General features: G+C 53.0%; 10 protein-coding genes and 1 CRISPR repeat array. Of the genes, 6 read left to right on the forward strand and 4 right to left on the reverse strand.

All coding sequences use genetic code 11. The features are described from left to right. Positions 1-98 precede the first annotated feature (98 nt). Positions 99-1751, forward strand: coding sequence for a hydroxylamine reductase (gene hcp / locus GF617_RS20810; protein WP_181622866.1), 1653 nt, complete (start codon positions 99-101; stop codon positions 1749-1751). 10 nt (positions 1752-1761) lie between these two features. Next, positions 1762-2730, forward strand: coding sequence for an NADH oxidoreductase (gene hcr, locus GF617_RS20815; RefSeq protein ID WP_203452360.1), 969 nt, complete (start codon positions 1762-1764; stop codon positions 2728-2730). Positions 2731-2837: 107 nt separating this feature from the next. Next, positions 2838-3818: a CRISPR direct-repeat array (repeat unit 28 nt; unit sequence TTTCTAAGCTGCCTGTACGGCAGTGAAC). 180 nt (positions 3819-3998) lie between these two features. Here the strand turns inward: hcr and GF617_RS20820 are convergent. Next, complete coding sequence (locus GF617_RS20820) at positions 3999-4433, reverse strand: DoxX family protein (RefSeq protein ID WP_181622864.1); 435 nt, start codon at positions 4431-4433, stop codon at positions 3999-4001. 152 nt (positions 4434-4585) lie between these two features. On the opposite strand from GF617_RS20820, the gene poxB reads away from it, so the two are divergent. The 4 genes from poxB to GF617_RS20840 all read left to right on the forward strand — a co-directional run bounded on the left by poxB (position 4586) and on the right by GF617_RS20840 (position 9901). Then, positions 4586-6304, forward strand: coding sequence for a ubiquinone-dependent pyruvate dehydrogenase (poxB, locus tag GF617_RS20825; RefSeq protein WP_203452361.1), 1719 nt, complete (start codon positions 4586-4588; stop codon positions 6302-6304). Positions 6305-6341: 37 nt separating this feature from the next. Continuing rightward, positions 6342-7343 (forward strand): low-specificity L-threonine aldolase, encoded by a 1002-nt coding sequence (ltaE, locus tag GF617_RS20830; protein WP_203452362.1) that lies wholly within the window; start codon positions 6342-6344, stop codon positions 7341-7343. A gap of 14 nt (positions 7344-7357) precedes the next feature. Then, positions 7358-8794, forward strand: a complete 1437-nt coding sequence (locus tag GF617_RS20835) for an SDR family oxidoreductase (RefSeq protein WP_181622861.1) — start codon at positions 7358-7360, stop codon at positions 8792-8794. Between the two features lie 93 nt (positions 8795-8887). Continuing rightward, positions 8888-9901 (forward strand): NAD(P)-dependent oxidoreductase, encoded by a 1014-nt coding sequence (locus GF617_RS20840; protein ID WP_203452363.1) that lies wholly within the window; start codon positions 8888-8890, stop codon positions 9899-9901. An 88-nt stretch (positions 9902-9989) separates the two neighbouring features. Here the strand turns inward: GF617_RS20840 and GF617_RS20845 are convergent, their stop codons facing one another. The 3 genes from GF617_RS20845 to GF617_RS20855 form a co-directional block, all read right to left on the reverse strand. Then, positions 9990-11810 (reverse strand): glycoside hydrolase family 19 protein, encoded by a 1821-nt coding sequence (locus GF617_RS20845; RefSeq protein ID WP_181622859.1) that lies wholly within the window; start codon positions 11808-11810, stop codon positions 9990-9992. A 135-nt stretch (positions 11811-11945) separates the two neighbouring features. Beyond that, entirely contained in the window at positions 11946-12392 is a 447-nt protein-coding gene (iagB, locus tag GF617_RS20850) for a type III secretion system invasion protein IagB (protein WP_181622858.1), read from the reverse strand. Positions 12393-12529: 137 nt separating this feature from the next. After that, positions 12530-15292: a glycosyl hydrolase family 18 protein gene (locus GF617_RS20855; protein ID WP_203452364.1), complete on the reverse strand. Its 2763-nt coding sequence runs from the start codon at positions 15290-15292 to the stop codon at positions 12530-12532. Positions 15293-15334 lie beyond the last annotated feature (42 nt).

Here is a 15334-nt window from a genome sequence, read left to right on the forward strand (position 1 = left end):
AATATCCCTCTATTTTGTAGCAGAAAGCCCTTTTCACCTTTCTGGCACAAGCATAACCTTAAACATGTATATCAAATATAACTTTAACAGGTGTGATTATGTTTTGTGTGCAATGTGAACAAACCATCCGTACCCCGGCAGGCAATGGCTGCTCCTACGCGCAAGGTATGTGCGGTAAAACCGCAGAGACATCAGATTTACAGGATCTGCTGATTGCTGCCCTGCAAGGGCTTTCCGCATGGGCTGCAAAAGCCCGTGAATACGGCATCATCGACCACTATGTCGACAATTTCGCCCCCCGCGCTTTTTTCTCCACACTGACTAACGTTAACTTCGATTCCCCGCGCATTGTGGGTTATGCCCGCGAAGCCATCGCCCTGCGTGAAGCGCTGAAAGCGCAAAGCCTGAGTGCCGATGCCACCGCCTGCGTTGATAACCCCATGGCGGGTCTGCAACTGGTAAGCGACGATCTGGGCGAATTGCAGCGTCAGGCCGCCGAATTTACCCCGAACAAAGACAAAGCCGCGATTGGCGAGAACATTCTGGGTCTGCGCCTGCTGTGTCTGTACGGCCTGAAAGGTGCGGCTGCCTATATGGAACACGCCCACGTATTAGGTCAGTACGACAATGATATTTACGCGCAGTACCACAACATTATGGCGTGGCTGGGCACATGGCCGTCCGATATGAATGCACTGCTGGAATGTTCAATGGAAATTGGCCAGATGAACTTCAAAGTGATGAGCATTCTGGATGCCGGAGAAACCCTCACTTACGGTCACCCAACGCCAACACAGGTGAACGTGAAAGCGACCGAAGGGAAATGCATCCTGATTTCCGGGCATGACCTCAAAGATCTCTATAATCTGCTGCAACAAACCGAAGGGACGGGCGTGAATGTCTATACCCATGGTGAAATGCTGCCTGCGCACGGTTATCCGGAGCTGCGTAAATTCAAACACCTGGTCGGTAACTACGGCAGTGGCTGGCAGAACCAGCAGGTAGAGTTTGCCCGCTTCCCTGGCCCTATCGTGATGACATCCAACTGCATCATCGACCCAACCGTCGGTGCATATGACGATCGGATCTGGACGCGCAGCATCGTCGGCTGGCCGGGTGTGAGCCACCTTGAAGGCGATGATTTCGGCCCGGTGATCGCCCAGGCCCAGCAGATGGCAGGCTTCCCGTACAGCGAAATTGAACACCTGATCACCGTCGGCTTTGGCCGCGAAACCCTGCTGGGTGCTGCAGATTCCTTAATCGACCTGGTGAGCCGCGAAAAACTGCGTCATATCTTCCTGATTGGCGGTTGCGATGGCGCACGTGGTGAACGTAACTACTTCACCGATTTCGCTACCAGCGTACCGCAGGATTGCCTGATCCTGACACTGGCCTGCGGTAAATACCGTTTCAATAAACTGGACTTCGGCAATATCGAAGGCCTGCCACGTCTGGTAGATGCGGGTCAGTGTAACGATGCCTACTCCGCCATTATTCTGGCCGTCACCCTGGCGGAAAAACTGGGCTGCGGCGTGAACGACCTGCCGCTGTCTCTGGTGCTTTCCTGGTTCGAGCAAAAAGCGATTGTGATCCTGCTGACCCTGCTCTCTCTGGGCGTGACCAATATTGTCACCGGGCCAACGGCTCCCGGTTTCCTGACGCCGGACCTGCTCGCCGTCCTGAACGAGAAATTTGGTCTGCGTTCTGTGACTACCGTTGAAGAAGATATGCAGCAACTGCTGAGCGCGTAAGGAGCCATTCATGACGATGCCAACCTCACAATGTCCGTGGCGGATGCAGGTTCATCACATCCATCAGGAGACGCCGGATGTGTGGACGCTCTCGCTGCTGTGCCATGACTACTATCCGTACCGTGCAGGTCAGTACGCGCTGGTCAGCGTTCGCCACTCTGCCGATACCCTTCGCGCTTATACGATCTCGTCTACGCCGGGCGTGAGCGAGTACATTACGCTCACCGTCCGTCGGATTGATGACGGCGCAGGTTCCCAGTGGCTGACTCGTGACGTAAAACGCGGAGATTACATCTGGCTGTCTGATGCTCAGGGGGATTTCACCTGCGATGACAAGGCTGAAGATAAATTCCTGCTGCTGGCAGCCGGTTGTGGCGTGACGCCGGTGATGTCGATGCGCCGCTGGCTGGCAAAAAACCGTCCTCAGGCCGACGTACAGGTGATTTTCAGCGTGCGTTCACCCGACGATGTCATTTTTGCCGACGAATGGCGCAATTATCCCGTCACGCTGGTGGCTGAAAACAACGCCACCCACGGTTTTGTGCCGGGTCGTCTGAGCCGTGAACTGCTGCAAAGCGTACCGGACATTGCCAGCCGAACGGTAATGACCTGCGGCCCAGCGCCGTACATGGATATTGTGGAAAAAGAGGTGACAGCACTGGGTGTGACCCGCTTCTTCAAAGAGCAATTCTTCACGCCCGTTGCTGAAGCCGCCACCAGCGGCATCAAATTCACTAAGCTGCAACCGGCGCAGACATTCTTTAGTCGTGTGGGGAGTACGCTGCTGGATGCGCTGGAAAGCAACAACGTGCCCGTGGTTGCCGCCTGTCGCGCTGGTGTATGTGGTTGCTGTAAAACGAAAGTGGTTGAGGGTAACTACACCGTCACCAGCACCATGACGTTAACGGACGCAGAGATTGCCGAAGGCTACGTACTGGCGTGCTCCTGCCATCCGCAGGGTGATTTGGTCCTGGCCTGATAACCTGTGCCCGGCGGTACTGCTGCTGGGCACAGTTTTTCGTAGTGGTCATTTCAGGGGGTTGATGCAGGATTAATCGCCACCCTGTGCGGGTCTGCTGATGTGAATGTTTAAGCTGCCAGTGAACGTTCCAATCCTTAAACGTTGACCCTTTCGATTTTTCTAAGCTGCCTGTACGGCAGTGAACCTTCACTACCCAGGATTGCTACTGCGCGGTTATTTCTAAGCTGCCTGTACGGCAGTGAACGCTGGCCTGCTGGTGTTGTTGATGTTCCCACTTTTCTAAGCTGCCTGTACGGCAGTGAACTTGTTGTGCTGAATACCTCAAGAGGAATCTTATTTCTAAGCTGCCTGTACGGCAGTGAACACCAATCATCATAGTTCAGATAAATAGTGACCTTTCTAAGCTGCCTGTACGGCAGTGAACCTATCCCCTGCTTTATCCAAAATTGGTCAACTTTTCTAAGCTGCCTGTACGGCAGTGAACCCATTTTGAAAATGGAATGCCTGTCGCCAGTCTTTCTAAGCTGCCTGTACGGCAGTGAACAAAAAAAGATGATAAGGAGGATTGTTCTATGGTTTCTAAGCTGCCTGTACGGCAGTGAACTTTCTCAGCTGCGTGTGACGTATTCCCGTGAATTTCTAAGCTGCCTGTACGGCAGTGAACTATGACATAAAAGATACGGTTTCGGGATATCGTTTCTAAGCTGCCTGTACGGCAGTGAACTGATGCAATGCATCTTCGCGAATACCCCTGTCTTTCTAAGCTGCCTGTACGGCAGTGAACCACCCCATCAAAGCGATTCCGGTGTTGAGAATTTTCTAAGCTGCCTGTACGGCAGTGAACTGAGCGTGAAATTATCCGCCTGGGTGTGGGATTTTCTAAGCTGCCTGTACGGCAGTGAACGAACTTAGCCGCTGTCATGCCAAGCGTCAGACTTTCTAAGCTGCCTGTACGGCAGTGAACAATCATTCTCTAATTCGTCCATTTGAACGTCCCTTTCTAAGCTGCCTGTACGGCAGTGAACAGGGAGCCCGCGGCACGGTTACGGACGACACATTTCTAAGCTGCCTGTACGGCAGTGAACTGAAGCAATCTACACCTATCCTGTTGTCTAATAAACAGAATTATTCTTTTTCCTGAAAAAAACCCTTTTTTCCTCACCGTTATTTCAAGCCAAGAAAATCAATAGGTTATAACCGGCAAATAAAAAAGGGTCCGCAGACCCTTTTTTAAAAAATCATTTCCGGTTAACAAGGAACAACGTTCACTGCCACGCCGGATCTTTCGCCAGGGCATAACGTCCTGCGCCTAGAAATGCGACGGCAAGCGCGCCAATAAAGAAATAGACCAGGCTTTCAATCGCCCATGCGCCCACCGCATCCAGCGCGAACGTTTCGCCTGTTCCCACCATCAGCCATGCCACGACCATTGTAAATGCCAGTACCAGCGCAGCGGGACGCGTGAAGATCCCCAGAATAATCAGAACCGGCGCGACCACTTCCCCCACTAACACACCGTAGGCGATAAAACCGGGCAGCCCTTTTTCCACCAGCATGCCGCTGATGAAACCCACGCCACCAAAGAGTTTGTGTAAACCGTGAAACAGCATCAACCCGCCGACGGCGAGTCGTAACAAAAGTTTGCCAAGATCGTCGCACGCTAGCTTTTTATTAACAGTAATTAACAATGATTTAACCATCTGAAATGATTCCTGTTTTCACCCGAGGTTTCATCAGACTAATCTGAATAGATACCAATGAAAAGCACCTTTTAATGGTGGGGAATTACCGGGCGTTGCGGTGAGTTTCATCTAAGCTTGTAAGCGATATCACAAAAAGGAGACGGACAACCATGAAACAAACCGTAGCTGCCTATATTGCCAAAACGCTTGAACAGGCAGGTGTAAAACGCATCTGGGGTGTCACTGGCGACTCTCTTAACGGGCTAAGTGACAGCCTCAATAAGATGAAAACTATCGAATGGATGCCGACTCGCCACGAAGAAGTGGCTGCATTTGCCGCTGGAGCCGAAGCGCAACTCACGGGTGAGCTGGCAGTTTGTGCCGGGTCATGCGGGCCGGGGAATTTGCATTTAATTAACGGCCTGTTCGACTGTCATCGCAATCATGTTCCGGTGCTGGCGATTGCCGCCCACATTCCCTCGACCGAAATCGGCAGCGGCTATTTTCAGGAAACGCATCCTCAGGAGCTGTTCCGTGAATGCAGCCACTATTGCGAGCTGGTCTCCACCCCGGAGCAGATCCCCCAGGTGCTGGCAATTGCCCTGCGTAAAGCGGTGCTGAACCGTGGCGTTTCAGTGGTGGTATTACCCGGTGATGTTGCGCTGAAAGCTGCGCCTGAAAGCGCCAGCACACACTGGTATCACGCGCCGCAGCCGGTGGTTATCCCTCCCGAAGAAGAGCTGAAAAAACTGGCTCAAATGCTGCGCTATTCCAGCAACATTGCCCTGATGTGCGGCAGCGGCTGCGCCGGAGCACACAAAGAGCTCCTGGAATTTGCCGGAAAACTGAAAGCGCCAATTGTCCACGCCCTGCGTGGCAAGGAGCACGTGGAATACGATAACCCTTATGATGTCGGTATGACCGGGCTTATCGGCTTCTCTTCCGGGTTCCACACCATGATGAATGCCGACACGCTGGTATTGCTCGGAACACAATTCCCCTATCGTCCTTTCTACCCTGCCGATGCCAAAATCATTCAGATTGATATCAACCCCGCCAGTATTGGTGCGCACAGCAAAGTCGATATGGCGCTGATAGGCGATATCAAAGCAACGCTTGCCGCCCTGTTGCCCCATCTGGAAGAGAAAACCGATCGTCAGTTCCTCGACAAGGCGCTGAGTGATTATTGCGAAGCACGTAAGGGTCTGGATGACCTGGCAAAACCCAGTGAGAAAGCCATTCACCCGCAGTATCTGGCGCAGCAGATCAGCCATTTCGCGACAGATGACGCTATCTTCACCTGTGATGTTGGTACGCCGACCGTGTGGGCTGCGCGCTATCTGAAAATGAATGGTAAACGCCGCCTGCTCGGCTCGTTCAACCACGGCTCGATGGCAAACGCCATGCCACAGGCGCTGGGTGCGAAAGCCACCGCACCGGATCGCCAGGTGGTCGCGATGTGTGGCGATGGCGGGTTCAGCATGTTGATGGGGGATTTTTTGTCTGTCGCACAGATGAAGCTTCCGCTCAAAATCGTGGTCTTTAACAACAGCGTGCTCGGTTTTGTGGCGATGGAAATGAAAGCCGGGGGATATCTGACGGATGGGACAGAACTGCACGATACCCACTTCGCCCGTATTGCCGAAGCCTGCGGCATCACCGGGATCCGCGTTGAAAAAGCCTCCGAGGTGGATGAAGCACTGCAGCGAGCCTTCTCCATCGACGGCCCTGTTCTGGTGGATGTGGTGGTCGCAAAAGAAGAACTGGCTATCCCACCACAGATCAAACTGGAGCAGGCCAAAGGCTTTAGCCTCTACATGTTGCGCGCCATCATTAACGGGCGCGGAGATGAAGTCATTGAACTGGCAAAAACCAACTGGCTCAGGTAAAACATCTGGCATCGCCTTTACTGAATAAGGACATGCCATGATTGATTTACGCAGTGATACCGTTACCCGCCCGAGTCGCGCCATGCTGGAAGAGATGATGGCCGCCCCGGTCGGGGACGACGTTTACGGCGATGACCCGACGGTCAACGAACTCCAGCGCTATGCCGCAGAATTGAGCGGAAAAGAAGCTGCGCTGTTCCTGCCGACCGGCACACAGGCCAACCTGGTTGCACTCCTCAGCCATTGCGAACGCGGCGAAGAGTACATCGTCGGACAGGGTGCGCATAACTACCTGTACGAAGCCGGTGGTGCGGCTGTACTGGGCAGCATTCAACCACAACCGATTGATGCCGCGTCTGATGGCTCCCTGCCCCTCGATAAAGTCGCGGCAAAAATCAAAGCCGACGATATCCATTTTGCCCGTACAAAGTTGCTCAGCCTTGAAAATACCCACAACGGCAAAGTGCTGCCGCGTGAATACCTGAAAGCTGCGTGGGAATTTACCCGCGAACGCAAACTGGGTTTACATGTTGATGGTGCACGTATTTTTAACGCCTTGGTGGAGTATGGCTGTGAACTGAAAGAGATCACGCAATATTGCGACTCGTTCACCATTTGCCTCTCCAAAGGCTTAGGTACGCCGGTTGGCTCGCTGTTAGTAGGCAATGCTGACTACATTAAGCGCGCCAATCGCTGGCGTAAGATGACGGGCGGCGGAATGCGTCAGGCCGGGATCCTGGCCGCAGCCGGTTTATATGCGCTGAAAAACAACGTCGCACGTCTGAAAGACGATCATGACAATGCCGCGTGGATGGCAACACAGCTCCGCGAGATTGGTGCTGACGTGATGCGTCACGATACCAACATGCTGTTTGTTCGCGTCGGCGATGATCACGCGGCCGCGCTGGGTGAGTTTATGAAAGCACGCGGTGTGCTGATTAATGCCTCTCCGGTGGTACGCCTGGTCATGCATCTGGATGTCAGCCGTGAACAGCTCGCAGAAGTGGCTCGCCACTGGCAGGCTTTTTTACAGCGTTAATTGAGGAGAACAACGTGCCGCAACGCATTCTGGTACTCGGGGCCAGTGGTTATATTGGTCAACACCTTACCGTTGCGTTAAGTCAGCAAGGGCATCAGGTGCTGGCGGCGGCACGTAATACTGAACGCCTGCAAAAACAAAATCTGCCTGGTGTAGCCTGCCACAATGTCGACCTTAACTGGCCGGATACGCTCCCTTCTTTGCTGGAGGGCGTAGATACCCTCTATTATCTGGTTCACAGCATGGGAGAAGGTGGCGATTTTATTGCGCATGAACGTCAGGTCGCGATGAACGTGCGCGATGCTCTTCTGCAAACACCGGTGAAGCAGGTGATTTTTTTAAGTTCGCTGCAAGCCCCGGAACATGAACAATCAGACCATCTTCGCGCGCGCCAGTTGACCGCAGAGATCCTGCGCAGTGCCGCGATCCCCCTGACGGAATTACGGGCAGGCATTATCGTCGGTGCGGGTTCCGCTGCGTTTGAAGTGATGCGCGATATGGTTTACAACCTGCCGATATTAACCCCGCCGCGCTGGGTGCGTTCACGCACCACGCCCATCGCCCTGGAGAATCTGCTGCATTATCTGGTTGAACTCCTGCGTCATCCCGCAGAACAACACCGGGTTCTGGAGGCGGCCGGGCCTGAAGTGTTGACCTATCAGGCGCAGTTCGAACATTTTATGGCTGTCAGCGGTCGTCATCGCTGGCTGGTTCCAGTCCCTTTCCCCACCCGCTGGATCTCCGTGTGGTTTTTAAATGTCATCACCTCGGTTCCTCCCACGACGGCAAAAGCACTGATCCAGGGGCTGAAACACGATCTCCTGGCGGACGACCGCGATCTGCGCGCGCTGATTCCGCAGGATCTGATCCGTTTTGATGACGCAGTGCGTAACACGCTGAAAGAAGAAGAGAAGCTGGTGAACTCCAGTGATTGGGGGTATGACGCGCAGGCGTTTGCCCGCTGGCGGCCAGAGTATGGGTATTACCCGAAGCAGGCAGGTTGTACCGTTAAAACGCAGGCCAGCCTGGAAGCACTCTGGGAAGTGGTTAACCAGATTGGCGGCAAAGAGCGCTATTTCTTCGGCAATATCCTCTGGCAAACACGAGGGGCGATGGACCTGCTGGTAGGGCACAGGCTGGCGAAAGGTCGTCCTGGCCGATCCTATCTTCAGGTCGGTGATACGGTCGATAGCTGGAAAGTGATCATCGTCGAGCCGGAAAAGCAGCTGGCTCTGCTGTTCGGTATGAAAGCGCCGGGGCTTGGGCGACTCTGTTTTACGCTCAAAGATAAGGGCGATCACCGTGAGCTGGATGTCCGCGCCTGGTGGCATCCCCATGGTATGCCGGGGTTATTCTACTGGTTGTTTATGATCCCGGCGCATCTGTTTATCTTTCGCGGAATGGCTAAACGTATTGCGCAGCTTGCAGAACAAAAGAAGGAAAAGATCTAAATAAAACTCTTATTCTTTCACCTTTCCCATTGCATACAGGCGTAATTCACGGAAGAATGCGCACGAAATTCTTTTTCAACACAGTGGATTGATATGAAGGTACTGGTTACCGGTGCGACCAGCGGCTTAGGCCGAAACGCGGTCGAGTTTCTGCGCAACAAAGGCATTAGCGTCAGGGCGACCGGTCGCAACGAGGCGATGGGAAAACTGCTGCAAAAAATGGGCGCAGAATTTGTCCATGCCGACCTGACGGAACTGGTTTCCTCTCAGGCTAAAGTGATGCTCGCCGGAATCGATACGCTGTGGCACTGTTCCAGTTTTACCTCCCCGTGGGGCACACAGGAAGCCTTTGATCTCGCCAACGTCCGCGCCACGCGTCGTCTGGGTGAGTGGGCGGTAGCCTGGGGCGTACGTAATTTTGTTCATATCTCCTCCCCTTCCCTTTATTTCGATTATCACCACCACCGTGATGTTCAGGAAGATTTTCGCCCGGCACGTTTTGCCTGCGAGTTTGCGCGCAGTAAAGCCGCCAGCGAAGAGGTGATCGATCTGCTGGCGCAGTCGAACCCGCATACCCGTTTTACCATCCTGCGTCCGCAAAGCCTGTTCGGACCGCATGACAAAGTATTTATCCCACGCCTGGCGCAGATGATGCATCACTACGGCAGCGTGTTACTTCCACGTGGTGGCGATGCACTGGTGGATATGACCTATTACGAAAATGCCGTTCATGCCATGTGGCTGGCCAGCCAGACTGCATGCGATCATTTACCGTCAGGCCGCGCCTACAACATCACCAACGGTGAGCCTCAGGCGCTGCGTAGCATCGTGCAACGCTTGATTGATGAACTGAATATTCACTGTCGCATCCGTTCTGTGCCGTATCCCATGCTGGATATGATCGCCCGCAGTATGGAGCGTTTCGGTAGCAAGTCGGCAAAAGAACCTGCGTTGACGCATTATGGCGTATCGAAGCTCAATTTCGATTTCACGCTGGACACAACGCGCGCGGAGAACGAGCTGGGGTATAAACCCGTCGTCACGCTGGATGACGGGATCGTACGCACTGCAGCCTGGTTACGGGATCACGGGAAATTGCACCGCTAGTCACACCTGAAAGCACCAGTCGTGACAATTCCCTCTCTTAACGGAGCGGAAAACACGAAAACGGCAACCCTCGGGTTGCCGTTCGTTTTTACAGCGCAGTCCAGGCGTCAGACCAGGCCAGACCTGCACCCGGTTCGTAGTAGGCCGGGGCGTTGTTACACCAGCCACTGTACGGGAACGGTTTACACTGGAAGAGCTTACCGTGGTTGTTCACAATATCCCCCGCCTTGTACTTGCTGTTCGCACTCCAGCCAGGATAAGCGCCAGATGTCCCCTCATCCTGAGAAGGTGCAGCCGCTTTCGCTTTCACATTCAGCAGGTAAGACGTGGTGCTGCTCAGTTCACCGTCGCTAACGGTCAGGCCCACTTCATACTGCTGAGCGGTAGCCGCTTCTGGCGCAGTGAAGGTAACAACCGCTTTGTCTTGTCCCGTCACCGTCTGGCCATCCTGGGAACGCCAGGTATAAGTCAGTTTGTTGCCGTCAGCATCGGTTGATCCTTCAGCACTCAGGGAAACCTGCGCACCCGCTTCAACCGCACCAATCGGGCCTGCAATGTGTGCCACTGGGGCGTGGTTAACCGTTACAGGTTCTGCTGGCGTTTCATCCGGAGTTGGGGCTGGGACTGGTGTTTCGTCTGATGGCGCTGGCGTCACAGGTTCGTCAGCCGGTTTTGTTGAGGAACCGTCATCATTCACAATGTTCACGTTATAGAACTTCTGTACACACTTGGTGTAGTCGCCCTCTTTAAACGCACTGAACGGAGTCTGGTAGCCCACCAGTTGGCAGGAATAGGTTTTCCCGTCAGGCGTATCCGCACTCCATCCCCAGTCCTGCTCCCAGTAAATTTTCAGTGCGCCTGCACCGCCTTCATCAAACTGTTTCATGTTGGCGCAACCCAGCACTTCATTCGCCGGAACCGGTACTTTCAGGTAGTTAGCAAACTCTTTGTAATACTTAATACGGTTCTGAGACTGCGCGATCTCCGTCGGACCACCGCACTCTACACCACCGTTGATGATCTGGGTGGTTACACCGAAGCCAGAGACCAGGCCGTTGGCCTTATCGCGATCGTTCGGCTGCCACGTCCCGTCAATCACCTGCAACATGCTTGGCTTAGGCGGCTGAGGATAGGCGAAGAAGAAGATCGCACTTGCCAGGTTCAGCCAGGTGTCTGCCACCAGTTCGGGTTTATCCAGCAGCGTGCGGACGTCACCAAACATGGCTTCCGAGAACGGGCCATAGTTGTAGTTATAGGAAAGCTGTTTTGCGCCGCGACCAAAGTAACTCACAAAGTCACCGTCTTTATCTTTGCCACACGGCCAGGTCTGCCCCTGCCAAATACTCGGGTTACATTCGCCGTTGTAACCCCCTTTCTGGCCCTCGGTCCAGCCCATTTCACGGACATGAACCAGCGCCTGACGCCATTCAGCTTCAGGACGCCAGCTTTCATGACCCCCCGTTTCCTGTGCAAAGTGGGCAAACATGGTCGCCAACTCTTTGCGGCAAATCGCATCGCTGTCACGACCGTCATTATAGGTCTTACACAGCGCCGGGAATTTACCCACGGCTTTCAGGAAATTGCTGTAGGTATATTCTTTCGCACGCATCGGGAACAGATATTCCCAGTCGCTTGCTTTGACAATACCTTCAACGCGCTTAACGTTATCCGGGTTGGTAGCACGCCCTGGCTCAATCTGCTCAACCAGACTGTTATCCAGCGTTGCGATGGTATCTTTTACCGAGGCCATCAGCGGGAAGCTGGTGAGTTCTTTTTCCTTTTTCGCCAAATCACTGGCTTTCATGGTGTACGGTTCGCTGCTGGTTGCCTGCAGCGTTGCAGCCTGAGCCATAAACGGAGCAATACATGCCCCGGCAACGAGAATGCTCAGTAATGTCCTTTTCGTCATGTCAAATAGTCCTGTATTTAAGCAACAATGATAATGCACTCCTGGTTTATGTATTATTCCTTTAATAAATAAACCATAGATGCGGTTCTTTTCCTTTTTTGAAGGACACGGAAAACATCCTTCAAAAAAGAAAAATCAATCCCTGTATATTTCACTGCCTTTTATTTCCTGATATTTTCGCCACACTTTATGAGCATAAAGCATCCGCTTAGGGTAATTCTCTTTTCTCACCCCGGCGTTATAAGCCCCAACGGCTTCCCAGTTATAACCGTAGACTCTAATCATCTTCGATAATATTGATGCGCCCACCATAATGGAGGTGCAGGGCTCTGATATTAAGCGATACTCATCAATCCCCTGACGCTCTAACTCGCTGAAGTGAGAGCTGTTAATCTGCATTAACCCAACATCTCTGGAGCCATCATGGTTCCAGCCGACGGCATAAGGATTCATTCCTGATTCCACATTTGCTATTGCAAATAATAAATAGGGGTCGACATGGTAATAATGTGCAGCACTGTCCCAACAATTGGCCATTACACCCGGACAAACGAATAAAAATAACCACATCAAACGCTTCATGATATTCATCCCACCGTTCAGTTTTCCATACTCTCCTTGTGCATTTATTCTATTTAGGTGTAATTGGCCACACCCGAAGCGGGGTGTGGCCAACGATTACGGGCAGATATCATTCCCGTAATGACAGGTTAATAACCTTATTTACACTCTGCAGATGAACCTTCTTTCACCCATACATCACTCTTGGCAGGGTTATCACCACGGGTCCACCATTTCGCACGGTATACAGAGCCCTGATACGTGGTTGTTTCACCGCCGTTGTAAACCAGGTCAGAGCGCCAGTTCATGCTCACTTTGCTCACCAGTTCCCAGGCATCCACACCAAAGCCAGGTTTGTTGCCCTGAGTCCAGTACTTCGCTTTCCACACCAGATGGTCGGCACTGACGGTGTCGCCATTGTTGTAGATTTTGCTGGATTCCCATGCAGCATATTTGCTGGCATTAGCATCAACCGGGGCGCCACAACTGCCGGTAGCCGTACCTTCGTCAGAAGGCTGAGTGCCTTCATCAGATGGCGTTGTTCCTTCGTCAGATGGCGTTGTTCCTTCGTCAGATGGCTGAGTGCCTTCATCAGATGGCGTTGTTCCTTCGTCAGATGGCTGAGTGCCTTCATCTGCCGCTTTCGGTGTCACCACAACCTGTACGTTGGACTGAACGCTGGTTTTACCGTCACTCACAATCACGCTCAGGGTGTAGGAGGTTTCCGCGCTCACTGCTGGTGCAGTGATGTTCACGTTGGCAGTATTCGTGCCGGTAGCGTGCATATCTGCCGGAACACTCCATGCATAGGTCAGTGCATCACCATCTGGATCGGCTGCCTGAGCATGCAGAGCATAGCTTTCACCTGCTTGCAGAGAGACGGTTTCCATCGGGTTCACCACCGGCGCCTGGTTCGCTTTTGGTGCTTTATTCACCACCTGCACGTCAATCGCGTTACTCAGACCTTTCGCATCCGTCACTGTCAGACGGAAGGCCAGAGTCTGGTCAGCCGCCACAGCATTAACGCTGAAAGAGGCTTTCGCTTTGGTGCTGTTGGTCATGGTGACCGCCGGACCAGAGATCTGGGTCCATTTGTAGGTAATTGCATCGCCATCCGGATCGGATGAAGACGAACCATCCAGAATCACCGATGCCGGGCCAGTGACCATCTGATCCACTGCTGCCGCAATCGGCGCATGGTTTGTCACAACCGGAGTATCGGAACCGGAAGAACTGCCGCCCATCAGGCTTTCATTCATCGCGTTCAGGATATCGCCGTTATCAGAGTCAATGGACCAGGAGAACAGGCCACCCAGTTGATTAGCCAGAACATACTTGCCTTTTGCCGCAGTGGAACGTGCATCTTCATAAGAGATCAGTTCACCGGTCGACTTATTGAAGACATACGGGGCTTCAGCATCAGCATCGTATTTGTATTCCCAGCCCGGTTTACCTTTGTATTCGTTAACGATCTGACGATAGTCAACAACACCAGGTTCCCAGGTGCCTTTTACCGGCCCGGTTGCGGTTCCGGTAAATGGATTATCGCCAGTCTGGCCGTGTACACCGGTCCAGCCACGGCCATACATGCCTGCGCCTACCACGATTTTGCCTGGTTGTACGCCCTGCTCCAGCAGTGCTTTAACACCGTTTTCTGTGGTGTAGTTGGTCTCCGGACGCCATGCTGGTGCATGCAACGCCGCCTGGTGGCCCAGTTCGGTATTACTCCATGCGCCGTAGAAGTCGTAGCTCATCAGGAAGATGTGGTCGAGGTATTGTTGAGCCGCGGTGTAATCCACATCTTCAATTTTATCTTTCCCGGAACCAATTGCCGTGGTCAGTTCATAGGTACGACCGGTTTCAGCAGACAGTTCATTCATCATGGTGCGCAGATCGTGCATCAACGCGGTATAGGTCGCTTTATCTTGCTGCGGATTACCCAGTGAGGCGTTTTCACCGCCGCCGCCAGGGAATTCCCAGTCGATATCCACACCGTCGAAGAATTTCCAGGTTTTCAGGAAGTCTTTCACGGAAGCCACAAAGCGCGCGCGAATCGCAGGGTTACCCATCTGATAGAACGGGTCAGACAGCGTCCAGCCACCGATAGAAGGCAACACTTTCAGGCCTGGATGCGCTTTTTTCAGCGCCATCAACTGACCAAAGTTACCTTTGTACGGGTCATCCCAGCCTGACACACCAGACTGCGGTTTTTGCAGCGCGGCCCACGGATCGTGGATGGCTACGGTGTAATCCTGACGGCCGTTACAGGCGCGTTGCAGAGCCTGGAAACTGTTCCCGCCTTCGATTGATTTCAGGCTGTCGTTGATACCGTCACCACCACAGATTGGGATAAAGCCGTACAGAATGTGGTTCAGGTTCGCAGCCGGGATTTTATCTACCGGGAAGTTACGTCCATACACGCCCCATTCCGGGAAATAGGCCCCAACCACTTTGTCAGTATGCTGCGCGAAGGTTTTGTTGTTTTCCTGCATTGCCGCATTCAGGGGCAACAGATGGCTGCCGTCAGTATCTGCAACAATGATCAGCTTGCTGGCACTTTTGGAACAGCCGCTGGCGTTACAGAGTTCAACCTGTTCCTGATAACGTCCGCCTTTTTTCACTTTAAACGTGGCAGAACCGGACGCGCTACCTGCACCAGACCATACAGTTTGACCATCCAGCAGCACTTTAGCTGAAGTTGGTGCATCGCCGCTCCAGACGTTCCACTCCACCTTCACATCCACACCGTCGTTATGTACTTTAACGAGGCTGTTATAGTCCTGCGCAGCCTGGTCAACCTCAACAAGGGCAAATTTATCGTTACCGCTGCTGATGGACGGTGTACCTGGCGCAGCCGCAAAAACAGAGCCGGAAGCTGCTGCAATTAATAGCGCCAGATATTTAGGCTTCATAAATTTCATTATTAATTCCTGATAACTTTATTTGTGAATAGTTAAAAATCA

Source organism: Lelliottia sp. RWM.1, assembly GCF_016859735.1.
Classification (GTDB): Bacteria; Pseudomonadota; Gammaproteobacteria; order Enterobacterales; family Enterobacteriaceae; genus Enterobacter.